This window comes from Anaerococcus lactolyticus ATCC 51172, from assembly GCF_000156575.1.
Classification (GTDB): Bacteria; Bacillota; Clostridia; order Tissierellales; family Peptoniphilaceae; genus Anaerococcus; species Anaerococcus lactolyticus.
Genome location: NZ_GG666044.1, coordinates 322,580 through 345,816, shown reverse-complemented (window position 1 = coordinate 345,816; position 23,237 = coordinate 322,580). Strand labels below are relative to the sequence as shown.

Annotated in this window: 29 protein-coding genes, 2 pseudogenes and 1 riboswitch; of the genes and pseudogenes, 27 read left to right on the top strand and 4 right to left on the bottom strand. The window is 34.8% G+C overall.

Annotation, left to right across the window (positions count from 1 at the left end; all coding sequences use genetic code 11):
- The first annotated feature begins 28 nt into the window (after nt 1-28).
- The 18 genes and pseudogenes from HMPREF0072_RS01590 to thiE all read left to right on the top strand — a co-directional run bounded on the left by HMPREF0072_RS01590 (nt 29) and on the right by thiE (nt 14,675).
- Nucleotides 29-667, top strand: coding sequence for a CpXC domain-containing protein (locus tag HMPREF0072_RS01590; protein ID WP_004826969.1), 639 nt, complete (start codon nt 29-31; stop codon nt 665-667).
- A 45-nt stretch (nt 668-712) separates the two neighbouring features.
- Nucleotides 713-2,014, top strand: coding sequence for a radical SAM protein (locus HMPREF0072_RS01585; protein ID WP_004826967.1), 1,302 nt, complete (start codon nt 713-715; stop codon nt 2,012-2,014).
- Nucleotides 2,015-2,017: 3 nt separating this feature from the next.
- Nucleotides 2,018-3,418 carry a beta-Ala-His dipeptidase gene (pepD, locus tag HMPREF0072_RS01580; protein ID WP_004826965.1) on the top strand — a complete coding sequence of 467 codons (1,401 nt, stop codon included), beginning with the start codon at nt 2,018-2,020 and terminating at the stop codon, nt 3,416-3,418.
- Nucleotides 3,419-3,918: 500 nt separating this feature from the next.
- Nucleotides 3,919-4,746: a class I SAM-dependent methyltransferase gene (locus tag HMPREF0072_RS01575; protein WP_004826960.1), complete on the top strand. Its 828-nt coding sequence runs from the start codon at nt 3,919-3,921 to the stop codon at nt 4,744-4,746.
- 53 nt (nt 4,747-4,799) lie between these two features.
- The gene (locus HMPREF0072_RS01570; RefSeq protein ID WP_004826959.1) at nt 4,800-5,426 is read left to right on the top strand and encodes an L-2-amino-thiazoline-4-carboxylic acid hydrolase; all 627 of its coding nucleotides are present in this window, start codon (nt 4,800-4,802) and stop codon (nt 5,424-5,426) included.
- Nucleotides 5,426-5,758: pseudogene (locus HMPREF0072_RS01565) on the top strand (alpha/beta fold hydrolase); the annotation flags it as partial. The gene HMPREF0072_RS01570 and the pseudogene HMPREF0072_RS01565, both read left to right, overlap by 1 nt.
- Nucleotides 5,759-5,768: 10 nt before the next feature.
- On the top strand, nt 5,769-6,275 hold the full coding sequence (locus HMPREF0072_RS01560) for a hypothetical protein (protein ID WP_004826957.1): 507 nt from the start codon (nt 5,769-5,771) through the stop codon (nt 6,273-6,275).
- A gap of 130 nt (nt 6,276-6,405) precedes the next feature.
- Nucleotides 6,406-6,588, top strand: coding sequence for a hypothetical protein (locus tag HMPREF0072_RS01555; RefSeq protein ID WP_004826956.1), 183 nt, complete (start codon nt 6,406-6,408; stop codon nt 6,586-6,588).
- A 268-nt stretch (nt 6,589-6,856) separates the two neighbouring features.
- Nucleotides 6,857-7,123: an HPr family phosphocarrier protein gene (locus tag HMPREF0072_RS01550; protein WP_004826954.1), complete on the top strand. Its 267-nt coding sequence runs from the start codon at nt 6,857-6,859 to the stop codon at nt 7,121-7,123.
- A gap of 131 nt (nt 7,124-7,254) precedes the next feature.
- The gene (gene sufC / locus HMPREF0072_RS01545; RefSeq protein ID WP_037328009.1) at nt 7,255-7,986 is read left to right on the top strand and encodes a Fe-S cluster assembly ATPase SufC; all 732 of its coding nucleotides are present in this window, start codon (nt 7,255-7,257) and stop codon (nt 7,984-7,986) included.
- A gap of 1 nt (nt 7,987) precedes the next feature.
- Nucleotides 7,988-9,400 carry a Fe-S cluster assembly protein SufB gene (sufB, locus tag HMPREF0072_RS01540; protein ID WP_004826951.1) on the top strand — a complete coding sequence of 471 codons (1,413 nt, stop codon included), beginning with the start codon at nt 7,988-7,990 and terminating at the stop codon, nt 9,398-9,400.
- Complete coding sequence (locus HMPREF0072_RS01535; RefSeq protein ID WP_004826948.1) at nt 9,400-10,443, top strand: SufD family Fe-S cluster assembly protein; 1,044 nt, start codon at nt 9,400-9,402, stop codon at nt 10,441-10,443. The genes sufB and HMPREF0072_RS01535 overlap by 1 nt, the downstream gene beginning before the upstream one ends.
- Before the next feature lies 1 nt (nt 10,444).
- Entirely contained in the window at nt 10,445-11,665 is a 1,221-nt protein-coding gene (locus tag HMPREF0072_RS01530; RefSeq protein WP_004826944.1) for an aminotransferase class V-fold PLP-dependent enzyme, read from the top strand.
- On the top strand, nt 11,665-12,096 hold the full coding sequence (gene sufU, locus HMPREF0072_RS01525; RefSeq protein ID WP_004826942.1) for a Fe-S cluster assembly sulfur transfer protein SufU: 432 nt from the start codon (nt 11,665-11,667) through the stop codon (nt 12,094-12,096). The genes HMPREF0072_RS01530 and sufU overlap by 1 nt, the downstream gene beginning before the upstream one ends.
- Nucleotides 12,083-12,274 carry a hypothetical protein gene (locus tag HMPREF0072_RS01520; RefSeq protein WP_004826940.1) on the top strand — a complete coding sequence of 64 codons (192 nt, stop codon included), beginning with the start codon at nt 12,083-12,085 and terminating at the stop codon, nt 12,272-12,274. Before sufU ends, HMPREF0072_RS01520 begins: the two co-directional genes overlap by 14 nt.
- 47 nt (nt 12,275-12,321) lie before the next feature.
- Nucleotides 12,322-12,417, top strand: a riboswitch (TPP riboswitch).
- A 311-nt stretch (nt 12,418-12,728) separates the two neighbouring features.
- On the top strand, nt 12,729-13,268 hold the full coding sequence (thiW, locus tag HMPREF0072_RS01515; RefSeq protein WP_004826938.1) for an energy coupling factor transporter S component ThiW: 540 nt from the start codon (nt 12,729-12,731) through the stop codon (nt 13,266-13,268).
- Nucleotides 13,237-14,064, top strand: a complete 828-nt coding sequence (gene thiM / locus HMPREF0072_RS01510) for a hydroxyethylthiazole kinase (protein ID WP_004826937.1) — start codon at nt 13,237-13,239, stop codon at nt 14,062-14,064. Before thiW ends, thiM begins: the two co-directional genes overlap by 32 nt.
- Entirely contained in the window at nt 14,061-14,675 is a 615-nt protein-coding gene (thiE, locus tag HMPREF0072_RS01505; RefSeq protein WP_004826935.1) for a thiamine phosphate synthase, read from the top strand. Before thiM ends, thiE begins: the two co-directional genes overlap by 4 nt.
- Nucleotides 14,676-14,962: 287 nt before the next feature.
- On the opposite strand, the gene HMPREF0072_RS01500 is transcribed toward thiE, so the two are convergent.
- Nucleotides 14,963-15,673 (bottom strand): GntR family transcriptional regulator, encoded by a 711-nt coding sequence (locus HMPREF0072_RS01500; protein ID WP_004826932.1) that lies wholly within the window; start codon nt 15,671-15,673, stop codon nt 14,963-14,965.
- A 7-nt stretch (nt 15,674-15,680) separates the two neighbouring features.
- Nucleotides 15,681-16,388, bottom strand: a complete 708-nt coding sequence (gene deoC / locus HMPREF0072_RS01495; RefSeq protein WP_004826929.1) for a deoxyribose-phosphate aldolase — start codon at nt 16,386-16,388, stop codon at nt 15,681-15,683.
- A gap of 161 nt (nt 16,389-16,549) precedes the next feature.
- Between deoC and HMPREF0072_RS01490 the strand changes: the two genes are divergently transcribed.
- From HMPREF0072_RS01490 to HMPREF0072_RS01460, 7 genes are all read left to right on the top strand, one after another.
- A complete protein-coding gene (locus HMPREF0072_RS01490; protein WP_004826928.1) occupies nt 16,550-16,975 on the top strand; it encodes a PTS sugar transporter subunit IIA in 426 nt (141 codons plus the stop codon).
- A 17-nt stretch (nt 16,976-16,992) separates the two neighbouring features.
- Nucleotides 16,993-17,487: a PTS sugar transporter subunit IIB gene (locus tag HMPREF0072_RS01485; RefSeq protein WP_004826927.1), complete on the top strand. Its 495-nt coding sequence runs from the start codon at nt 16,993-16,995 to the stop codon at nt 17,485-17,487.
- Nucleotides 17,488-17,548: 61 nt separating this feature from the next.
- Nucleotides 17,549-18,373 carry a PTS mannose/fructose/sorbose/N-acetylgalactosamine transporter subunit IIC gene (locus tag HMPREF0072_RS01480; RefSeq protein WP_004826926.1) on the top strand — a complete coding sequence of 275 codons (825 nt, stop codon included), beginning with the start codon at nt 17,549-17,551 and terminating at the stop codon, nt 18,371-18,373.
- A gap of 12 nt (nt 18,374-18,385) precedes the next feature.
- A complete protein-coding gene (locus HMPREF0072_RS01475; RefSeq protein ID WP_004826925.1) occupies nt 18,386-19,213 on the top strand; it encodes a PTS system mannose/fructose/sorbose family transporter subunit IID in 828 nt (275 codons plus the stop codon).
- Between the two features lie 59 nt (nt 19,214-19,272).
- The gene (locus HMPREF0072_RS01470) at nt 19,273-20,181 is read left to right on the top strand and encodes a class I mannose-6-phosphate isomerase (protein WP_004826924.1); all 909 of its coding nucleotides are present in this window, start codon (nt 19,273-19,275) and stop codon (nt 20,179-20,181) included.
- A gap of 9 nt (nt 20,182-20,190) precedes the next feature.
- Nucleotides 20,191-20,841, top strand: coding sequence for a ribulose-phosphate 3-epimerase (locus HMPREF0072_RS01465; protein WP_004826923.1), 651 nt, complete (start codon nt 20,191-20,193; stop codon nt 20,839-20,841).
- 12 nt (nt 20,842-20,853) lie between these two features.
- Nucleotides 20,854-21,531, top strand: a complete 678-nt coding sequence (locus HMPREF0072_RS01460) for a transaldolase family protein (RefSeq protein WP_004826922.1) — start codon at nt 20,854-20,856, stop codon at nt 21,529-21,531.
- Between the two features lie 50 nt (nt 21,532-21,581).
- Here HMPREF0072_RS01460 and HMPREF0072_RS01455 read toward each other — a convergent pair whose 3' ends face one another.
- Together HMPREF0072_RS01455 and HMPREF0072_RS01450 are read right to left on the bottom strand one after the other, a co-directional pair.
- Nucleotides 21,582-21,827 carry a hypothetical protein gene (locus tag HMPREF0072_RS01455; protein WP_004826921.1) on the bottom strand — a complete coding sequence of 82 codons (246 nt, stop codon included), beginning with the start codon at nt 21,825-21,827 and terminating at the stop codon, nt 21,582-21,584.
- Nucleotides 21,824-22,312 (bottom strand): dihydrofolate reductase, encoded by a 489-nt coding sequence (locus HMPREF0072_RS01450; RefSeq protein WP_004826920.1) that lies wholly within the window; start codon nt 22,310-22,312, stop codon nt 21,824-21,826. Before HMPREF0072_RS01450 ends, HMPREF0072_RS01455 begins: the two co-directional genes overlap by 4 nt.
- Before the next feature lie 88 nt (nt 22,313-22,400).
- On the opposite strand from HMPREF0072_RS01450, the gene HMPREF0072_RS01445 reads away from it, so the two are divergent.
- On the top strand, nt 22,401-22,958 hold the full coding sequence (locus tag HMPREF0072_RS01445) for a chromate transporter (protein ID WP_004826919.1): 558 nt from the start codon (nt 22,401-22,403) through the stop codon (nt 22,956-22,958).
- A pseudogene (locus HMPREF0072_RS01440) lies at nt 22,948-23,237 on the top strand (chromate transporter); the annotation flags it as partial. The gene HMPREF0072_RS01445 and the pseudogene HMPREF0072_RS01440, both read left to right, overlap by 11 nt.

The following is a 23,237-nucleotide window of genomic DNA, read 5'->3' as shown; positions in this document are numbered from 1 at the left end:
TTAAGCTTAAGAAAGAGAAAGGTTTGATATGGAAAAGAGAGAAAAAGTATTTGAAATAACTTGTCCTAAGTGTAGCAATAAATTTGAAAAGAGTTTACCAACAGCGATTTTTTCTTTGGGTGAACAAAGAGATGAGATTTTCCAAGGAAAATTTGCTGACATCACCTGTCCGTCATGTGCAAATGAATTTATTTTAAATTATCGTTTTGCCTACACAGATGAAATAAACCTCTTCATGATTGTAAACGACCCTGCCTTTGTGGATAAGAAGGCAAGGCTCGCTTTTTCGACAGGCCTAGGCCTTATTGGTGCAGAAAGAAAAGACGAACTTATCAAGCATAATTTAAGGATTACTTATGATTATCAAGCTTTGAAGGAGAAGATTTATATTTTTGAAGCTGGTCTTGATGATAGGGTAATTGAGCTTATGAAGTATTTTATTATCAATAGCGAAGACTTTGCCTACAAACCTAATCAGATTAAGGATTTTATTTTTACAGAAAATAAGGAGTTTTACTTAGAAACTGTTTTGAATGTGGGACTTAAACTAGATTTTTCTGACATTCTTTATGAGACAATCTTAACTAACTACGGGGAATTTACCAAAAAGGATAGGAGTTTTTTAGTTGATAGGACCTGGGCAGAAAATTTTTTAAAGACAAATTAAAGAGGGCTTATGCCCTTTTTTACTTTATTATTTTGAGAGATAAAAATGAAAATATACCTTAAAGACAATAATAAAAGAAAAATAGCCTATGATATTTTAAATATTTTCCTAGACCATGAAGAGATGGATTTTACTGACGATGAAAGTGATGCAGAAATCAAAATTGGGGATGGTTTGGTTGATATTACCGGCCTAAATTTCTTTTTTAAAACAAACCAAGAATTGAAAATTATTTTATATGATTATCTGGCAAAAAAAACAGGCTACAAGTCGTCTTGGGGGACGCTCACAGGGTCTAAACCATCAAAGCTTTTGAAAAATAAAAGTCTAGGAGAAATCAAAAATACCTACAAACTTTCAGATGAAAAACTTAAGCTTTTAGAAAAAGTTAAGGAAAATCAAGGTAGGCTTAGTGTCTGCCAAGATGATTTTAGCCTCTATATCAACATCCCCTTCTGTCCGACTAGGTGTGATTATTGTTCCTACCCAACCCTAATCGGATCCCACCACGACAAGGGAACCTATGTGGCCTATCTCATAAGAGAGATTGAGGAAATTAATTTGCCTTCAAACCTTGATTCCATCTATATTGGTGGTGGGACTCCTTCCTACCTAACTGCAGATGAAATTGAAAAAATCCTAACAAGTATAAATAAAAAATTCACCTACAAGGAGCTTACATTCGAGGCTGGCAGGGAGGATACCCTGGATATTAAAAAGCTTGAAATCCTAAAAGCAGGGGGAGTGTTAAGGATTTCTTTGAATCCTCAAACCTTTAATAGGGAAATTTTGCAAAAATTAAATAGGGATATAGATATGGATCATTTCCTTAAGATTTATAAGGCTGCTAAGGACCTAGGATTTATTGTCAATATGGACTTTATTGTGGGTCTTGAAGGTGAAAGCGTGGATGATTTTTCTAAAAATTTCCCTATCCTCCAAGACCTCCTTCCGGATAATATTACCTTCCACGCCCTCGCCATAAAGTCTGGCTCAAAATACAATGAAAAAGGGTCAACAGGTGAGAGGGAGGATTCCTTAAAAATTGCTGAAAAGATAGGTGATTTTACAAGGGAAAATGCCTACGAGCCCTATTACCTCTACAGACAAAAAAATATTATTTCGAACTTAGAAAATGTAGGCTACCAAAGAAATAATACTGCCCAGAGGTATAATGTAATCATAAATGAAGAAATCGGATCAATTCTTGGGCTTGGGATGAATGCCAATTCAAAATTGTTAACTGGCAAAAAGTTTAGAAATCCGAGAAATCTTAGGGACTACTACCAGGATTTTGAAAAAAATCTCTTAGCCAAGAATGAAATGATAGAAGAATTAAGGAGATAAAAAATGAATTACTCTGACCAAGTTTTAAAATATTTTAAACAACTCGCTAAAATTCCTAGGGAATCAGGCAACGAAAAAGAAGTTTCAGATTTTTTGGTAAACTTTGCCAAGGAAAGAAATTTAGAAGTAACTCAAGATGAGGCGCTAAATGTAATTATTAGAAAACCAGCAAGCGCAGGCTACGAAGACCATGCTATTGTTGCCCTCCAAGGCCACATGGATATGGTTTGTGTCAAGGTTGAAGGATCTGACCATGACTTTGAAAAAGACCCAATCAAATTATTAGAAGAAGACGGTTGGATTACAGCTGATGGCACAACTTTAGGCGCTGATGATGGAATTGGTGTTGCCTTTATCTTAGCAGTTTTAGATGACGATAGCCTAAAACATGGTCCAATCGAAGCGATAATTACCACAGAAGAAGAAACTTCTATGGGAGGTGCAGGAAGGCTTGACCTATCACAAATTACTGCTAAATACCTAATAAACATCGACTCCGAAGAAGAAGGCATTCTTACAGTAGGTTGCGCAGGTGGTCTTGACCTTGAAATCGAATTTGACAAAAAATTTGAAAAAGCAGATGGAGACTTCATAGAAGTAGGCCTAAAGGGCTTTGCAGGTGGCCATTCAGGTATGGAAATTGACGAATTTAGGCTAAATGCCAACAAAACTCTAGGTAGACTATTAGAAGGCATTGACGGCGTTCAAATCGCTACAATTTCAGGTGGTGTAAAGAGAAACGCCATCGCATCTAAAGCAAACGCTCTTGTTACAGTTCCTAATAAAGATAAAGCAATTAGCCTTATCAAAGAAAGAATTGCAGAAATTAAAAACGAATATAAAGACGTGGACCCAAAGGGAGAAATCTGGGTAAAAGAAGCTAGTTTTGATGGGGAAGTACTCACAAAAGAGCTTTCTAAAAATATAATAGATTTACTTTTTGTAATCCCAGATGGCCTTTACAAAAAAGTAGGAGATTCAATAGTAACAAGCTCAAACCTTGGCCTAATCGAAGATAGGGAAGGTGTAATCTGGATATCATCAATGTTTAGATCAGAAATTGACTCTCAAAAATTCTACAAGGCAGCTATCTCAAAGAAAATAGTAGAAAGTTTTGGGGCAAGGGCAGAAATCACAAGTGAATATTCAGGTTGGCAAAGGGAAGACAGTCCAATAATTGACCTTGCAAAAGAGGTTTGGAAAGACGTTCACGGAGATGAAATGCAAATAGCCACCACCCACGGTGGTCTTGAATGCGGACTCTTCAAGAAAACCCTAAAAGACACCGAAATGATCTCCTTTGGCCCAGAAATCCAAGGCGCCCACAGCCCAGAAGAAAGAGTAAACATAAAATCAATAGCAAATAACTTTGAATTCTTAATAGAATTATTAGAAAGAATTTAAGAGAAAAATTAAAACCACCCTGTTTTTAAACGGGGTGATTTTTTGTTGGTAAAATTAGAAAATATGTGATAAACTAGGGGTACAATGAAACTAATAATCGATATCATATAATGAGAGAGGGTCTTTAATTGTGACTTTGTACAAGACTATATGGATAGATCTTTTGGGTTCGTTCTTGATGTTTTTGTGATTGCGGCTTTAGCAACATAGGATTAACTTTGGTAATTCTATTTGAATACACAGTATTTCCAAGATGGCAAGCCCTATTCACACCTATATTTCTTTTAATCCTTATTTCCCTTGCTGACAGGTTACCAAAGGGACTGCATATGATTATTCTCGGAGGCTGGTTTAACTTAATATATTTTGTTTACTACTTATCTTTATTGATAAATTATACTAATATCAATTTATAAGATTATAAAGTAAAGGATTAAAATTATTGTTTTAGTTGTTAAAGGAAAATTTTATATAATTTATTATTTACAGGAGGAAATTTTATGAAACAAGTAAATTTTATGGATGACGATAAAACAAAGGCTGACTACAAAAATTGGGTTCCCAAAAGCTTGTTAAAGAATTTAATATTTGCAAGCCTTGCAGCTTTCATCCTATTTATAGCCTTTGGTGTCAGTGATTTTGTATTTAGTGGAAGAACTCGTCTAATATGTGCCCTTATTCTTGGGCTTGCAACGTTGATACTTATTTTCTTTGCAAGCTGGATGAGATTTTTATATAGGGCTTTTGATTACAACGGGAAAAGAAAGCTTGCCAAAGTCATAATAGAGGGGACTGCCGACTATGTAAAGATCCCAGATGGTGGCGTGGGTTTAGATGTAGGATGTGGTAGCGGTGCACTTACAATTGCTTGCGCAAAGAAAAATCCAAAAGCGACCATGGTGGGCTGCGACATATGGAGTGGGACATATAAAAGTGAATTTTCTAAAAAACTCTGTGAAGACAATGCAAAATTAGAGGGAGTAGAAAATGTGAAATTTGAAGAAGGAAATGCAGTGAATCTCCCTTTTGAAGATGAAAGTTTTGATGCAGTGACAAGCAACTATGTTTATCACAATATTGCAGGGCAAAACAAACAAAAACTTTTACTAGAAACTTTTCGTGTACTTAAAAAAGGTGGAGTCTTTGTTATCCACGATTTGATGAATAAGTCAAGCTATGGAGATATGAATAAATTTATGGAAAAGCTGAAAAAGGATGGCTACCAAGATGTGCAATTAATTGATACAACAAAGGGTCTTTTTATGGGCCACAAAGAAGCTTTATTGTTAGGGCTTTCTGGATCAACTCTTCTAATTGGGAGAAAATAAAATTGTATTTAAATCAAAATAAAAAATTTTAGAAAATTGATGGGGTATGTAAGATGAAATACAAGGGTTTTTATTTCTTATTATTTAAAGGTCCAATGAAGAAAGTTCTTATAGAAAAATATAATAAAGCATATGCTTCAGAAATTATTAAAAAGAGCAAAAAAGTTTATCGAGAACTTGTAAAAAATATGGACGATATAGGCGAGGATAATCCCATGGCATACAATGAGATGTTCGCCCTTGTCTTTGTTGCTCCATATATAGCAAGTGAGAAAAAAATTCCGCCGGAGACCGTCCAGGAAATGATGCGTTGCTCTCTTTATACTTTCAAATGGTTTTTTTCCTTGATTAATCTCAATACTAAAAGGGGAAAAGAGGCCAATAAGAAAAATATTCTTAAGTATTACAAGTGGTATACAGAGGAAAAAGAAAAACTCTATCCAACTTCTTTTAAGGTTGACTTTGAAGGTCAACCCTATGAGGGTGCTTGTTACTATAGGATTACACGTTGTCCCATTTGTGCTTATACAAAGAAGTTGAGTGTAGATGAATTAATGCCACTATTCTGTGAACTTGATGAGCTTATGATAAGCTTTCAACATGGAGTTTTACACAGAAAAGAAACTATCGCCAAGGGAGGAGATTACTGTGATTACTTCATCGTGGGAGATAAAGAGTAATACCTAAATTTTTATTAGATAAGCTTATGGGCAAGGATAATCTAAGCGTAATAGAAATGACCTATCCGCAAATTTCGAAAAATACGATAAAAAATGCCTGTAAGTTTATCTATCATTACAAGCCTCCAAAGAATTTAAGAAAGTTTTCAAATCCAATAATGTTTTGGAGGGGAAGTGAAGAGCCAATCCCTGCAAAAAGTGAAAAGATATTAAGAGACTATCTTCCGCAAATGAAAACAGAAGTATTTGAAGTAATGGGTCACGGACAATTTCTCCATGAACATCCCAAAGAATATGCTGAGAAATTAAAGATATTTTTGGAAAATAAATAAGGAGAATATTATGGATATAAGACGAGCAATATTAGATGGAATTGCAATGGTTGCTATCTTTAACGGTTCAGTAGCGGCTTTTGTACTGATTGACCCGAGATTTTTCTTCGATTCCTATCCAAAAGAAATACAAAATTCGGCTCCAGAAAAGATGACAAAAGAAGAAAAAAGAATAAATTTTATACTTACGATTATAATTTCAGGAATCGTATTTATATATGGAGTGACCTCTCTTTTACATACAGGAATAAAAGGACTTAGAGATCTTTTCTGTATGAGTTATATTCAGTGGATAATATTAAACTTGGGAGATTTCCTCTTGTTGGATCTACTTTTGTTCCAAGGCAAGTACAAGGATAGGATAGTCATACCAGGCACAGAAGGGCATGAGGATTACAAATTTGGAAATTGGATGAAACATTTGGCCATTAAGGAACATTTTATCTTAATGCCATTTTTGATAATTCCAATCGTATCTATAGTCCAAGCTTGGCTAGTGGTATTACTTGGATTATAAAATATAATTTGAAAGATATGATTAATTTGTGACACATAAGAATCACAAGAAAAATATCTTTAAAAAATGTGACTGATATACGATAATAATAAGAAAAATAAATTTAAGTAAAAATCACGAAGAGAGAAATTTGGAAATTAGAAAAATATCAAAATCAGATTTAGAAGAATTAGCAAAGTTAATGGTAGATGTCTATAAGGCTCCACCTTGGAATGATAAGTGGACAGTAGAAATAGAACTGGAATCCTTAAACGATATTTTAGATTTTCCTAAATTTTTTGGCAATGTAATTGTCGATGAAAATAAATTATAGGAATAAGAATTTTGAGAATCTAAGTAAATAAAAATATTAAAGAAACAATTATAAATAAAAAATCTTACACAGATTTATTAAAAAAACATTCCTCCAACTCATTCCCACAGGGGGAAACTAAAATAGTATAAATAAAAATAAAAAAATATACATTAATAAATAGCTAATCATAAATATCTTGGATATTTAAACAAAAAATCGTTTGCAAATTTTCTAAATGATAGTAATATCTATTGTAGGATGATAAATATTTGACAAAGGAGGCCCTATGTACGAACAAAAAGTAACACTTTCTAACGAAATTGGTTTGCATGCTAGACCAGCATCTATTTTCATAAGACAAGCTGTGCAGTTTCCTTGTGATATAACTGTTGAGAAAGCTGGAAGGAGTTATAATGCTAAGTCTATCATGTCAGTTCTGAGCATGAGTGCTTCTAAAGGCGACGAGATAATTATAAGAGCAGATGGTGATGCGGAAGAAGAAGCTGTAAATAGTCTTATCGATTTAGTTGAAAATAAATTGAATGAATTTTAGAACTTATAATTAACGGGCTTTGGCTCGTTTTTTTTATTTTTTATGGTATGTTGGTTAATGCGGAATATTGATAATCCCTAGCAAAAAGGTATGATTTAAAAAGAGTTAATAATAGATAAAAGAGGTAAATGATGAGCGATTTATTAAAGATTGAAAATCTCCATGTTTCGGCTGGAGATAAGGATATACTTAAGGGAATAAATTTGACAGTTGGCAAGGGCGAAGTCCATGTTGTTATGGGCGCCAATGGTTCTGGCAAGTCCACCCTTATGAATACAATTATGGCAAATCCTGCCTACACAGTAAATGAAGGAAAAATTTTCTTTGAAGGTGAAGATATCACAGATTATAGCGTTGATAAGAGGGCTAGACTTGGTATTTTCATGAGCTTCCAATACCCAGATGAGATTCCAGGAGTTAAGCTTTCAGATTTTCTAAGAATTTCAGAAGAACAAATCACTGGCAAAAAACCAAAAATTTTGGCCTTTAACAAAGAACTTACTAAGCAAATGGAAAATTTAAAATTAGATTCTTCCTATGCTAATAGGTATGTAAATGTAGGTTTTTCTGGTGGTGAGAGAAAGAAATCAGAAATCTTACAAATGCAAATGCTAAGTCCAAAACTTGCTTTATTGGATGAAACCGATTCTGGTCTAGACGTAGATGCGGTTAGGATTGTATCTGATGGCATCAAAAACTTCCTAGATGGTGAAAAATCTGTAATTCTTATTACCCACCACAGGGAAATTTTGTCTAATATTAAGGCTGATTATGTTCATATCCTAAAAGACGGCGTTATTCAGGAAACTGGAGACGATAGCTTAATGGATAAGATTGAGGCCTGTGGCTACGAATGGGTGTAATATGAAAGAAATTAATATTGAAGAACAATTAAAGGACATAGACCGCGGTTACTATGATTTCTTTAATGAATTTATATATTCAGATATTACAGAAAAGGGCTTAAATGCTAAAATTGTAAATGAAATATCCGATAAGAAAAATGAACCAGAATGGATGAGAAAGAGAAGGTTAAAATCTCTAGAAATTTTTGAAAAAACTCCTAATCCATCTTGGGGACCAGATCTTTCAGAACTCAATATGGCTGATATTACAACCTATGTAAAACCACCTACAGATAAAAAATCTACTTGGGAAGCCCTTCCAGAAGACATCAAAGATACCTTTGACAGGCTTGGTATTCCACAAGCTGAGCAAGAAAGTCTTGCTGGTGTTGGTGCCCAATACGATAGTGAGGAAGTTTACCACTCTATCCAAAAACACTTATCAGATCAAGGCGTAATTTTCATTGATTTTTCAACAGCTGTTAGGGAACACGAAGACATAGTTAAAAAATATTTCCAAAAGGCAATTCCACCTACACTCCACAAGTATGCAGCCCTTCATGGCGCTGTTTGGTCAGGCGGATCCCTTATTTACGTGCCAGAAGGAGTGAAGGTTGATATACCACTTCAATCTTACTACAGGCTTAATGCTCCAGGTGCTGGCCAATTTGAGCATACAATGATTATCGCTGAGGATAATTCTAGGGTTCACTTTATAGAGGGATGTTCTGCGCCAAGATATAATGTTGTAAATCTTCACGCAGGTTCTGTAGAAATTTTCGTTGGAAAAAACGCCGAAGTAAGATTTTCTACCATAGAAAACTGGTCTAGAAATATGTACAACCTCAACACTAAGCGTTCCATTATACAAGAAGGTGGAAAGATGATTTGGGTATCAGGATCTTTTGGTTCAAAAGTTTCCATGCTTTACCCAACAAGCATCCTTGCTGGTGAAGGGGCTAGAGCGGAATATACAGGTATTACCTTTGCAGGTGACGGTCAATATATAGACAACGGTTGCTCTATGATTCACCTTGCCCCAAATACCTTCTCAACAGCCCTAACCAAGTCAATTACAGCAGGAAATGGCAAGTCCATGACCCGTTCCTTAGTTGCCATGAGGAAAAATTCCCAAGGATCAAAATCGACTGTTGATTGCGAAAACCTCATGATTTCAGAAGAAAGTCAATCAGATACCATCCCAGTTTTAGACATTAGAAATGACGATGTAGACTGTGGCCACGAGGCAAAAATTGGTTCAATTGACCAAGGCCAAGTATTCTACCTAATGAGCAGGGGTATTCCCGAAGAAGAGGCTAAGTCAATGATTGTAAGAGGTTTTGCAGAGCCAATCTCAAAACTTCTACCTCTAGAATATGCAGTTGAAATGAATAATTTGATTGATATGGAATTGGAAGGAGCAAACGGCTGATGGCAAAGATAAATGAAATGAGGGCCCATACTTGGGCCTACTTAGGTCTTAACAATGCTGATTACAACCTAGTTGAAATAAAAAACCAGCCTTTTTATGGAAAATCTCTTAGCGAGGAACAATGCGAAGTTAAAAAAGCTTTTGAGTGCGAAACCTATGGCCTTTCTGCGGAAATAAATAAAGAAAATGAAGACTTTAGAAATCACTTCTTAAGTTTTGATATAGACAAAAACAGAGAAACTGAATTTATAAACTTAGAGATGAATGACGAAAATAATATCCTTGTATCAAATATAGAAATAAATGCAAGGACCAATACTTCTTCTTCGTTTTTAGTAAACTTCTCAGACCTTGCTGAGGGAAAGATTTTTATAAATTCACAAATTTTAGTTAACTTAGAAAAAGAAGCTAAGGTGAAACTTGTAGTTGTAGTTGACCTTAAAAACGAATCTACTAACCTAAATTCAATTGCAACCAGACTTGCCGATAGGGCAGAGCTTGATGTGACTTATATTGAAATTGGAGCAACTAAGTCCATGGTTAACATTAGAAACATCCTAAGGGGTGAAGAAGCTAAGGTTGTAGAAAATGGTGTTTACTTCAAATCTAAGGAAGAATACTTAGACATTTTAACTGTAAATAAACACTATGGCATAAATACAGATTCAAATACCCTATTTAATGGCGCTTTAAAAGATAAGGCTGTTAAAAATTTCAAGGGAATTGTTGATCTTAGACGTGGATGCACTAAGGCTGATGGCAAGATTGGTGATTACTCAATGATGCTTTCAGATGAGGTGGTTAATAAATCTGCACCAGTGCTTTTAAATGAAGAAAAGGAAGTAACTGGTAAGCACGCAGCAAGTGTGGGCAGGATGAATAAGGAAATGTTATTTTATATCATGAGCCGTGGTTTTAGCAAAAAACAAGCAGAATCTATGATGCTTGAGGCAAATTTTGCTCCAGCCCTTGATAAGATTGAAGATGAAACTCTTCGCAAAAAAATAGCAGACGAAGTTCATGCACTAAATTCAAGGAATTAGTATGAATATCGAAGAAATTAGAAAAGATTTCCCCTATCTTGATGGGGCCAAGGTTGGAAAGGATGTAATTTACTTAGATACAGCTGCCACCAGCCAAAAGCCAAGGCAAGTCATCGAAGCGGTTGACACCTATTATAAATATAAAAACGCTAACCCCCACAGGGGAGCACACTTCCTTTCTTGGGTAGCCACAGAAGCCTATGAAAATGGTAGGGAAGTAATAAAAAAATTTATAAATGCTAAATCTCGTAATGAAATAGTCTATACAAAGACTGCAACAGAGGCTATGAACCTCCTTGCCTATTCTTATGGACTTGATAATTTAAAGGCAGGCGATGAGATTCTAATTACTATTTTAGAACACCACGCCAACCTTGTTCCATGGCAGATGGTGGCAAAGGCAACTGGCGCTAAGCTTGTTTTTGCCTACCTTAATGACGATCATTCGCTTGACTATGAGGACTTAAAGGCGAAGATAAATAGTAAAACCAAGATAGTTTCAGTTACAGGTGCATCAAATGTGACTGGAGAAATCACAGACCTAAAGAGAATTATCGGTTGGGCAAAAGAAGTGGGAGCAACAACCATTGTAGATGCAGCTCAGTTAATTGCCCACAAAAAGATTGATGTTACGGATCTTGATTGTGATTTTTTAGTGTTTTCTGGTCATAAGATTTATTCTCCAATGGGAATTGGAGTTCTTTATGGAAAATACGACCTTCTTGATAAGATGAAACCTTTTAACTTGGGCGGAGATATGATAGAATATGTCTATGAAGATTATTCAACCTTTGCCAAGGCTCCTCTAAAATTTGAGGCTGGAACACCAAATGTTGGTGGGGTTATTGGTCTAATAGAAGCTATAAAATATGTGGAAGAAATTGGCATGGATCATATCCACGCCCACGAGATGGAACTAACCCACTATGCCTACGATTTAATCAAGGACATAGAAAATATAAAAATTATCCATCCAACAAGTTGTGAAGAAGGGGCCCTAATTGCCTTTGCCTTTGAAGATATCCACCCACACGACATAGCATCTATCCTAGATTCTAAAAATGTAGCTGTAAGAAGTGGCCACCACTGTGCCATGCCTTTACACACTTATTTAGGAATCTCATCTACAGCCAGGGCATCTTTTGCAATCTATAACACAAAAGAAGAAGTTGAAATCTTTGCAAAAAGTTTAAGAGAAGTTAGAAAGGTGATGGGACTATAATGGATATGCAAGAAATTTACAGTCAGATTATCCTAGATCATTCAAGGAACCAAGCCAACAAGCATGACCTAGAAGACCCTGACATAAAAGAAGACGGCCACAATCCATCTTGTGGCGATGAAATAGTTTTACAATTAAAATTAGATGGAGACAAAATTGTGGACGCAGCCTTCACAGGTGATGGTTGCGCCATAAGTCAAGCTGCCACATCAGTAATGTGCGATATGTTGGTTGGAAAAACCATGGCAGAGGCAGACAAAATGGCTGACATCTACCAAAGGATGATCAAAAGAGAAGATGTGACAGATGAAGAACTTGAAGAGCTCGAAGATGCTGTGGCCTTCAAAAATATCCAAAACATGCCACAAAGGGTAAATTGTGCCCTACTTTCTTGGAACACCCTAAGGGCTGTTATAGATGAGAAAAAATAACTTAGACAAGTTAGAGTTTTATACATCATTTGCAAGTGCAGGTTTGGTCTATATATTAGCCTTCCTCCAATATAGGAAGGGTAAGGATAGTTGGTGGCTAATCCTAATTGCCGCCATCCTAATGACTGCCAATGCCTATGTGAAATACAGAAAGCTTGAAAAAAGTAAAAATAATTAAAAAGAGGCAAAAATAAAATTGAAATTATTTTGAATATGCCTTATAATGATATTAGCTAGGGGTGCTTTTAGCTGAGAGATGATTCATCAACCCTTTAAACTTGTTAGGTTAGAACCTGCGTAAGAAAGCTAGAAAGAAGAGTTTAAAGGCCCCTAGAAGGGTCTTTTTTTAATGGGAAAGGCTTATAAAAAAATAAAAAAAAGAGAGTCTAGGCACTAAAGGGGCATACCACCTCGGGTATGGTTGTCCTTTTTGTGCCTTTTTTTTGAGGGAGGCGAGAGAATAATATTATATTAGCTAGAAACAATCGGGTCGAACAAAGTACATAGCACATTTTGAAGAGAAAATTATTGGATCTTATAGAAAAAATTATGATTAAACAAGTGCTTAGCAACAATTTTAATTAGACTCTTATCCTATAAGAGTCTTGTGTATTATTTTAGAGGAGTTAGAAATGAAAAATAGACAAAAAATATTAATTTTAGTAACCCTATCTATGTTTGTTTCCATAGGGGTAGTTATATCACCGATACTGAGATTTGAAGGTTTTGCACCCACAGCCCACTTTGTAAATATAGTTTGCTCTGTAGTATTAGGTCCTTGGTATAGCTTGGCAAATGCAATAATAACAGCGATAATAAGAATGAGTCTTTTGAATATACCACCACTTGCAATCACTGGTCAGGTATTTGGTGCCTTTTTATCAGGATTTCTTTATAGGAAAAGCAAGGGGTCTATCCTTGCTTGCGTTATAGGAGAGATAATCGGTACAGGAATAATAGGTTCTATCGCATCCTATCCAGTAATGACCCTTCTTTGGGGCAAGGGAGATATTACCTGGTACTTCTACCTACCAAGTTTTTTGATAGCTACCATAATGGGAGGATCAGTTGCCTATATTTTCCTAAAAACTTTGCAAAGGGCAAAAGTCTTATACCCAATCCAAAGAAATATAGGAGTAAATGTTTATGATAAATCTAGAAGAGATAATTGAGGCTAGGGATAGGTTAAGGGAAAAATCGCCCCTAGTCCACGCCATCACCCATCCAATCGCTATAAATATGGTTGCTAATGTCATTTTATTTATGGGAGCCAAGGCGATTTGTGCAGCCCATCCCGAAGAAGTGGCTGAAATTGTAGGGATGTCTGATTGCTTAAGTGTAAGTCTGGGCAATATTACAAGCGAGAGAATGGTTGCCATTGATGAGGCTTGTCATGCAGCAAATGGAAAAAATATCCCCCTAACTATTGATATGGTTGGTGTTGGGGCATCGACTCTTCGCTATAAGTTTGCAAATAAACTTTTAAGTAAGTATAAATTTGACCTCATCAAGGGCAATGCTTCGGAGATAAGGGCCCTTGCAAGTGGGGCATCAAACGCCAAAGGAATTGATGTTGGCAAAGCTGATGAGCTTAAAGGTGCTAACATAGAAAAAATTTCTATGAAAGCATGTGAACTTGCTAAGAAATACCATACAATAGTCCTAGTCACAGGAAAAACAGACTTAGTTGTAGGAGAAAATTCTTATTTCACCATTGATAATGGTGTAGAAAACCTAAGCAAAATTACAGGTACAGGATGTATGCTAACTGCAATGATTTCAAGTTTTATGGCAGTTACTGACCCAGTTTCTGCTGCTATTTGTGGTCTACTTGTGATGGAAATTGCCGCAGAAAAAATAGATACGGATAGACTTTACACATTTTTTGTAAATCTCATGGACGAGATAAGCCTAATTAGCAATGAAGAAATAAGTAAAAAAGCAAAAGTAAGGGAGATAAAATTTTGAAAAAATTATACCTTGTAACAAATTCGGATAAGTATAGCGAAGAAGAATTTTTGGAAAGAGTAGAGGCTGCCTTAAAAGGAGGGGTTGACATTCTTCAATTGAGGGAAAAAGACAAGTCTGACCTTGAAATTCTTAATCTTGGAAAAAAAGTTAAGGCCCTTTGCGATTCATACAAGGTGCCAATGCTTATCGATGATAAACCACATATAGCTTGGGCGCTAGGCCTTGGAGTTCACCTCGGCGCAGATGATATGCCAATCGCTCTTGGTAGGAAATTATTGGGAGAAAAGGCCCTCATAGGAGCCACTGCTAAGTCCGTTGAAGCTGCTCAAAAAGCTGAAAAGGAAGGTGCTGACTACCTTGGAGTGGGAGCTATATTTGAAACCAAAACCCACGTTAAAACCAAAAGAACAAGTGTCGAAACCCTAAAGGAAATCAAGAAAAATGTAGGCATAGAAGTCTACGCCATAGGTGGCCTAAATATTGATAATGTAGACATCCTAAAAGGCACAGAAGTAGACGGCATCTGCGTAGTAAGGGCCATTATGGATAGCCCAAATGTAGAAGAAGACACAAGAAAATTGAAGGAAAAAATAAATAAAATTCTGTAGATAAGGAATTAATCCTAATATTTTACAAGAGATAAGCAATTAATCCTAATATTTTACAAGGATTATAAGATATTCAGACGTTTTATAATAAAAACTAAATCCCTAATCAGGATTTAGAACATGTGATAAAAACGACATTTTTGCTTAGTATTGATATTTCATGATGTGGTTTTTAATATAACTTATATATTATTTCTAAAATTTGCTAAGTTAGCTTAAATTAAAAAAGCATCTTCAATTAGTCTAGCTAACTGGAGGTGCTTTTAAGGTATTTGATAACTTAGATATTAACTAATTGTAATATCAAATTTAAAGGAATTTACATTTCCGTTATACCAAGCTTCAGAGTATTCTAGAGGTAAATCATTGTGATAACCTATTGTTTTAAAGAAAAATAGTGGGTCTCCACAAGCTATATTTAATAGTGATGCTGAAAGTTCATCAGATATTTTCATCTCTAGTATTCTGCTAACTTTATTTATTTTGTAACCTAGCTGGTCTAGGCAAGTGTATAAACTAACTGAAGAATAGTCTATTCCCATTAAATCTTCTAACCCATCATAAGGAAGATAGGTGTTTACCAATACTGCTGGTATACTATCAGCGTATCTAAGTCTACATATTTTAATTACTTTGCTTTTGGATTTTAGATGTAGTGCATTAGCGACACGTTCTGGACATTCGACAAGGTCAGAAGATATTAATTTAGTTTTAGGTCTAATACCTTTGGCCTTCATATCATCATCGAAACTCTTTATTATATTTGTAAAATCCTGGGTTATTTTATTATTTTTTACAAAAGTACCCTTACCTTTTACCCTATCAAGGTAGCCTTCATCTACTAGGGATTGTATGGCTTGCCTAACAGTAGGTCGACTTACCCCATATTCAAGAGCTAAATCGGTTTCTTTAGGTATCATTTCATCTATTTTATAAGTAGATTCTTTGATCCTTTCTAATAAATCGTCTCTAATGATTTCATAAAGTTTTTTTTTCAAATTTTATTTAAATTTCGATGGTGCCTTGATCAGATACTAGTTTTTCTAATTCTTCGCTAATTTTTATACCTGAACTAGTACCAATTCTTTCGGCCCCATTTTTAATCATAGCTATAAATGTATCTACATCTCTAATTCCACCAGCAGCCTTAACTTTAACAGTATCACCAACTACTTCTTTCATAAGTTTCACATCTTCCACAGTTGCACCTGAAGGACCAAATCCAGTTGATGTTTTAATAAAGTCAGGTTTAACTTCTTTTGATATTTCAGCAAGTTTTCTTATTTGATCTTTGTTTAGGTAGCAGTTTTCAAATATAACTTTAGAAATTACGTCATTATCTCTACAAATTTTTACAATTTGTTCCATTTCATCTTTAATATAGTCAAAATTTCCATCAACAACTTCTGTCAAATTGATAACATAATCAATTTCATCAGCGCCATTTTTAATTGCATCTTCTGTTTCAAAAACTTTTGTAGCTATTGTTTGTTGGCCTAGAGGGAATCCTATAGCAGCACCAACATGAACATCTGAGTCTTTTAAGAATTCTGCGCATGCCTTGCTTTGAACAGAGTTGATTGCAACCATTTTAAAATTATAGTCCATAGCTTCTTGGCATAATTTCTTCATGTCTTCTCTGCTTGCATCAGCATGTAAGTTTGTGTGATCAACAAATCTTCTTAGTTCCTTGAGTGTATACTGTTTTGTCATTTTTTAAAACCTCCACGTATATGTTATTACATAGTATATATTACCATATTCTGAATAAATAGCAAGAAATATTTGAAAAACCACTTGACAATTAGATTTGTAAAGGTTATCATAATAACTAAGAATATATATGTATTTACATACATTTTTTAGGAGGTATTATGAAGCTACTATTAGTATCTCATGGTAATTTTTGCCACGGGATAAAAGAAAGCTATGAAATGATAGCAGGTAAAAATGATAATATTATTTCAATAAGCTTAGGCGATGATGGAATAGGCGTCTTCTCTGAAAAATTAAGAAGTAAACTTACTGAATTAATTGAGAATGACGAGGTCTTAGTTCTTTCTGATATCCAGGGCGGAACTCCATATAATGAAGCTTATAGGTTTAAGCTAGAAAATCCTGATAAAGTAGAAATTTTAACAGGTATGAACCTACCTATGCTAATAGAGTGTGGTACAAGCCTTGATATAGGCTCTTCTATTGAAGAATTGGTAAATATTGGATTAAATGTCGGTAAAGATTCTATTGTAAAATGTGAAATAGATGATTCAGACGACGATGATGACGATTTAGAGTTTTAATTTATAAGGAGGAATATATGACAATTACACTAGCAAGAGTTGATGACAGAGTTATTCACGGACAAACAATGACAAGATGGGCAGCATCAAGAAAATTAGATGCATTTGTAATCGCAAGTGATAAGGTTGCAGGTGATGAATTAAGAAAAAAAGTTTTAAAATCAGCTGCTAATCCTCATAAACTAGGTATATATGATAATAAAACATCTGTAGAAAAAATAAAGATGGCGAGTGAATCAAATAAAGATTTCTTTGTTATTTCTGACTCTCCACAAAACTTTGCTGAGATTTTAAAAATGGGTGGAGATTTTGGAAAGGTATTAAATATTGGACCAATGAATACAAGACCAGGTGCAAAAGTATTAGGAAAGACAACAGCAATTGACCAAGCTGATTATGATGCTTTTGAGTATATGCACAACCATGACATTGAACTTCAATTTCAAATAATCCCTGAAGATTCTATAAGAACATGGGAACAAATTAAAAAATTGTACGATGCTGCAGAATAATTTATTTATTAAGGTCTTAGGTGCCTTTTTAAAACCTAAAAATATTATATAAGGAGAAGTTATGGATAATTTATTTTTACCAGCTCTTATTGCGGGCATATTTTGTTTTCTAGGTGCCATTGAAACTCCGTTCGCATTTGGTATGACCGGAGGATTCTATATCTTAGGTAGACCTCTAGTAGCAGGACTTATTATGGGCTTGGCATTTGGCGATGTTAAGGCAGGTGTTTTGTGTGGTGTTGCAGTTCAAGGTGTGTTTATAGCTAACCTATCAACAGGTGGTACTACTAACAGTGAAATCACATACGCAGGTTATGGTGGTATTGGTCTAGCAATGGCTACCGGAGGAAATCCTGCTGTAGCAGTTACCTTATCTATTTTGATTGGACAAACATTTGGACTTATTTTCTATAATACAGGTAGGGCAGGATATTCATTCTGGAATACCCGTGCACAAAAAGCGGCAGAAGAATTAGATTATAATGGAATTAGATTTAATCATATAATCGGTCCAGCAATCACAACATTCTTACTAAGAGCAGTCCCTGTTTTCTTAGCTGTATATTTTGGACAACCTATTGTAGACTGGTTATTACACAGCATTCCTGAAAAAGTAACTGATATTATTACTATTTTAGGTGGTGTTCTTCCTGCACTAGGTATTGCTATGTTGATGAATATTGTAATTAAACAAAAGGTTCATTTTATATTCTTCCTAGTTGGATTTGCATTAACAACCTTCGCAGGACTTCCTATGATTCCAGTTGTTATACTATCTGCTCTAATTGCTTATATAGTTTATCTTGCTTCAGGAAATAAAACAGTTGTTCAGGCTGCAAGTGTAGCAGAAGATTCAGATTTCTATGAAGATGATGATTTATTTTAATTAACGGGGGTAATGATGACTAATACTAATAATAAAGAAAAATTAACTCCAAATGAAAGAAGACAAATTTGGAAAAGATGGGGATGCTCTCACTTAGCTTCAATGAGCTATGAAAAATTACAAGGTCATGCTTGGGCATACACATTTACACCTTTTGCAAAAAAATATTATAGCGATGATCCAGAAGCGGCAAAAAGATTGATGGAAAGACATTCGATGTTCTATAACACCGAGCCTCAGACAGGTCAGCTTGTTACTGGTATTGTAACATCACTAGAAGAACAAATTGCTCTAGGTGAAGATATTTCTGAAGATATGCCAGTTAATATCAAAACAACACTTATGGGACCTCTTGCTGGTATTGGTGATTCAATCATCCAAGGAATTATAGTTCCTACACTATTATCAATTGGTATGGGACTTGCAGCATCAGGAAGTGCCTTAGGTCCATTGTTTTATATCATCTCTTATGCAATCATAGGAACATTTATAACTTACATTTCTTTTAACTACGGTTATAAACTCGGTGTAAATGCTATAGATACAATTGTTGGTGAAAATGCTCAAAGAATAACTAGTGCATTTAACGTAATAGGAGTTATTGTAGTAGGGGCTTTAGCGGCTGCAAATATAAACCTAACTACTAAGATTGAGATTCCAATGGGAACAGAAGTACAACAATTACAAGCACTACTAGATGGTATTTTTCCAAAATTACTACCATTTGCAGTTGTAATGCTATCTTATTGGTTACTAAAACATAAGAAGGTATCAGCTACAAAAGTAATTTTAATCCAAGTTGCTTTAGTATCTGTTGGTGTAGTATTGGGAGTATTTTAAGTATAAGACTGTTGCAGGGAGCACTCTGCAACAGTTTATTTTTTATAGGAGGATCTTAGGTGATAATATTAAATACAGTTTCAAATGAAAAAGTTTGGGGAACAAGCAGATTGCATGATTATTTTGGGGATCCCGGCATTGAAAAAATCGGTTCAGTATATACGGTAAGTGGAATTAAAGAAATTTCTTGCGAAATTATATATGGAGATGAGAATAAAGACCTTTATTCAGCTGTTAAGGCCAATCCAGAAAAATTTGGCTTAGCTAATGGTGTTGATTTTCCACTTATAATTTCATTTACATCTGCTGATAAGGACCTAAGCATACAAGTTCACCCAACTGATGATTATGCGAAAGAGCATGAAAAGAAAATGATTGGCAAAAGTGAGGCTTGGTATTTCATAGAAAAACCAAACAAAGGTTGGATATATGCAGAAACTGACATTGATGATAAAAAAATAATCAAAGAGAAAATTTTGAATAAAGACTATGAGTCAGTTGTAAATAAAGTAAAAGTTGATGAAGATGATATGGTTTTTGTAGAGGCTGGAACTATTCACGCCCTAACAGAAGGGTCATTAGTATATGAAATTCAACAATCTTCAGATATTACCTATAGACTTTACGATTACGATAGGTTAGATAAAGACGGCAATCCTAGACAGTTACACTTAGAAGACGGAATCAATACAATTGTATCTAGCAACAAAGTTTCTATAAAAAACTTTGAAAATGATTGTGAATTAAAATATAAACCTTTTGATTTATTAAGAACAAAAATTAGTGGTGAATATATAAATAATAACAATGTAGCCCAAGCAATTACAATTACAAATGGAAGTGCTGTTATAGATGGCCATGATCTTATTCAGGGTCAGAGTGTTTTGATTTTACCTGGAGAAAGTGTTAATATTGATAAACCAGCAGATGAAGTGGTGATTGCAACACCAAATTTATATTTTTTATAAGGAGACGATTTGAGTAATATTAAAATATGCCCATCATTGATGTGTGCAAATTTTGACAATTTAAAAAAAGAAGTAGTTAGCCTAGATAAGGCTGGAGCAGATATATTTCACATAGATATTATGGATGGAAACTTTGTGCCAAATTTTGGTATGGGTTTACAAGATATTGATACTGTTAGGAGAAACACTAATAAGGAAATTGATGTTCATTTAATGTCAATAAATGCTTCTGACCATATAGGGCTTTTTAAAAAAGCTGGAGTAGATATAGTTTATGTCCATTCAGAAGGGGATTCATTAATATCAACAACTCTAGCAAAAATAAAAGAAAATGGAATGAAAGTTGGTTTGGCAGTTAGTCCAGGCACAAGTATCTATTCTATTAAAGAGCTATTAAATTTAGTAGATATAGTTCTGGTTATGACAGTAAATCCAGGATTTGCGGGCCAAAAGTATTTGGATTATGTAGATGAAAAAATATTTAAACTCGCAGACCTAAAGTCTAAATATAATTTTGAAATATTTGTAGACGGAGCCATATCTGAAGAAAAGGTAAACTACCTAAAAACTAAGGGGGTAGATGGGTTTATATTAGGAACATCTGCTCTATTTGGCAAAGATGAATCATATGAAGAAATCATTAAGAGATTGAAATCATAAAAGTAGGCGAAAATGAAATTAATAATAGATGATGCAAATATTGAAAATATAAGAAAAATATACGATTATTACCCTGTATCGGGCGTTACTACCAATCCGTCCATCCTAGCTAAAGCTGGTGGAAATCCACTTGAACATTTGATAAAGATTAGACAAGTCATTGGTGAAGATGAACTTCATGTACAAGTACTAGAGGATAGCGCTGAAAGGATAATTAAGGAAGCAGAGTTTCTAAATAAAAAACTAGGTGCCAATACCTATGTTAAGATTCCTGTAAATCCGGAAGGTCTAAAAGCTATTAAAATCCTTTCTAAAAAAGGTTTTAAAATCACAGCTACAGCCATATATTCAATAAACCAGGCATATCTAGCAGCCCAAGCAGGGGCAAATTATTTAGCTCCATACATTAACAGAATAGATAATCTTGGTTATGATGGTATTAACATAGCAAAAAACATCCAGAAGATACTAATTGAAAATAAATACGAAACTGAAATCCTAGCCGCTAGTTTCAAAAATAGCAACCAATTAATTAGATTGGCTGAGATTGGAATTGGGGCGTCAACTTGTTCATCAGATGTAATTTTCAAACTAATTGATGATAAGAATATAGATAGCGCTATTAGCGCATTCAAGAATGATTTTTCCAAATTAGATTCAAGCAAAAAAACTTGGTTGGATTATATTTAAAGAAAAAAGATGTAGCAATAAATTCGCTACATCTTTTCTTATTGCAAAGTTTATAGAAATTCAACATCACTTTCTCCGATTACCACAGAAGGTACGCCTGCCCTGTGGGTTTTTCTTACTTCTTCGTAGCCAGGAAGGGTATCCCTGTATTTTAGAAATAGTTTTAAGCTTGGCATGGAAGATGTGATATTTACAACATCATATTCATTGTATTTTTCTGAGCCTTCTTTAATTTTTTGTAAAATTCCTGCGCAATCTGGGCATAGGTCACTTACAAATAATATTTTATCTTTCATTTATTTTCCTTTCTTTTGTATCTTACAAATTTTATCTTTTTTCCTTCATCATCTATGGGTTCACTTTCTTCGACCAATTCAAAATCAGAATCCTCATCAAAATTGTGGAGGAAGGTGTCGGCCACACTATAAGAATCAATTTTTGTTATGATTGCTTCATCAATATAGGCTAGGAAAAGCTCGCAAATTTCCGCTCCACCAATGACAAAGGCTTCTTTGGGAGATTTATTCACATAATTTATCACATCAGAAACATTATTAAAAACCAAAGCTCCATTTCGTTTCAAAGATTCATCCCTTGTCAAAATTATATTTTCCCTCTTAGGAAGGGCAAAGCCAATAGAATCGAAGGTCTTTCTTCCCATTATTACAAGGCCACCAGTAGTTATTTCCTTAAAGTGGTTAAGATCTTTTTTTAGGTCATAAAGCATCTTATTATCCCTACCGATAGCCCAATTTTTATCAACTGCAAGTATTAATTTCATATCCACCTCACCTTACTTATACCCAGAAAGATAGTAAAATATATTTATACTTAGAAAAATTGTAAGATATACTTAGAAAGAAAGACTTATGGAAAATAAATTATGGAAAATTTTTAAATCAACCCTATACCTATCAGCCTTCACCTTCGGTGGGGGCTATGTCATACTAACTTTGATGAAAGATACCTTTGTAGATAAATTAAAATGGATAGACAAAGATCAAATGCTAGACATGACAGCCATAGCCCAGTCGGCACCTGGGGCAGTGGCAATAAATGCCTCGATAGTAGTAGGCTATGAAATATCAGGCCTTCCTGGCATGGCAGTAGCTATTCTAGGCACAGCCATCCCACCCCTCATAATAATTTCAGTCATATCAATGTTTTATGAAGCCTTCATAGCAAATTATTATATAGCAAGCTTTCTAAAAGGCATGCAAGCAGCCATAGCCGCCCTAATATTCAAAGTCAGTTTTGATATGGGGCGTGACCTCTTAAAAGAAAAATCCAAAATAGTTCCGGCAATAATGGTCACAGCCTTCATATTAGGATATTTTCTCAAGGTAAGTATAGTCTATATAATTGGCAGTCTCATCCTATTGGGACTAATAAACTCTCTAGCAAAAAGGAGGAGCCATGTTAATTAAATTATTCATAAGCTTTTTTAAAATTGGACTCTTCTCCTTTGGTGGAGGCTACGCAGCCCTCGCCCTAATCCAACAGGAAGTAGTAGTCGAAAATAGCTGGCTAGCTGTAGGAGAATTCAACGACCTAATCACAATCAGTCAAATGACCCCAGGACCAATCGCCCTAAACTCAGCCACCTTCGTAGGCCAAAGAGTGGCAGGCTTCCCTGGAAGCCTAGCCGCAACAATAGGCTGCATCCTACCATCAGCCATTATAGTAGGCGCCCTATCATATTTTTA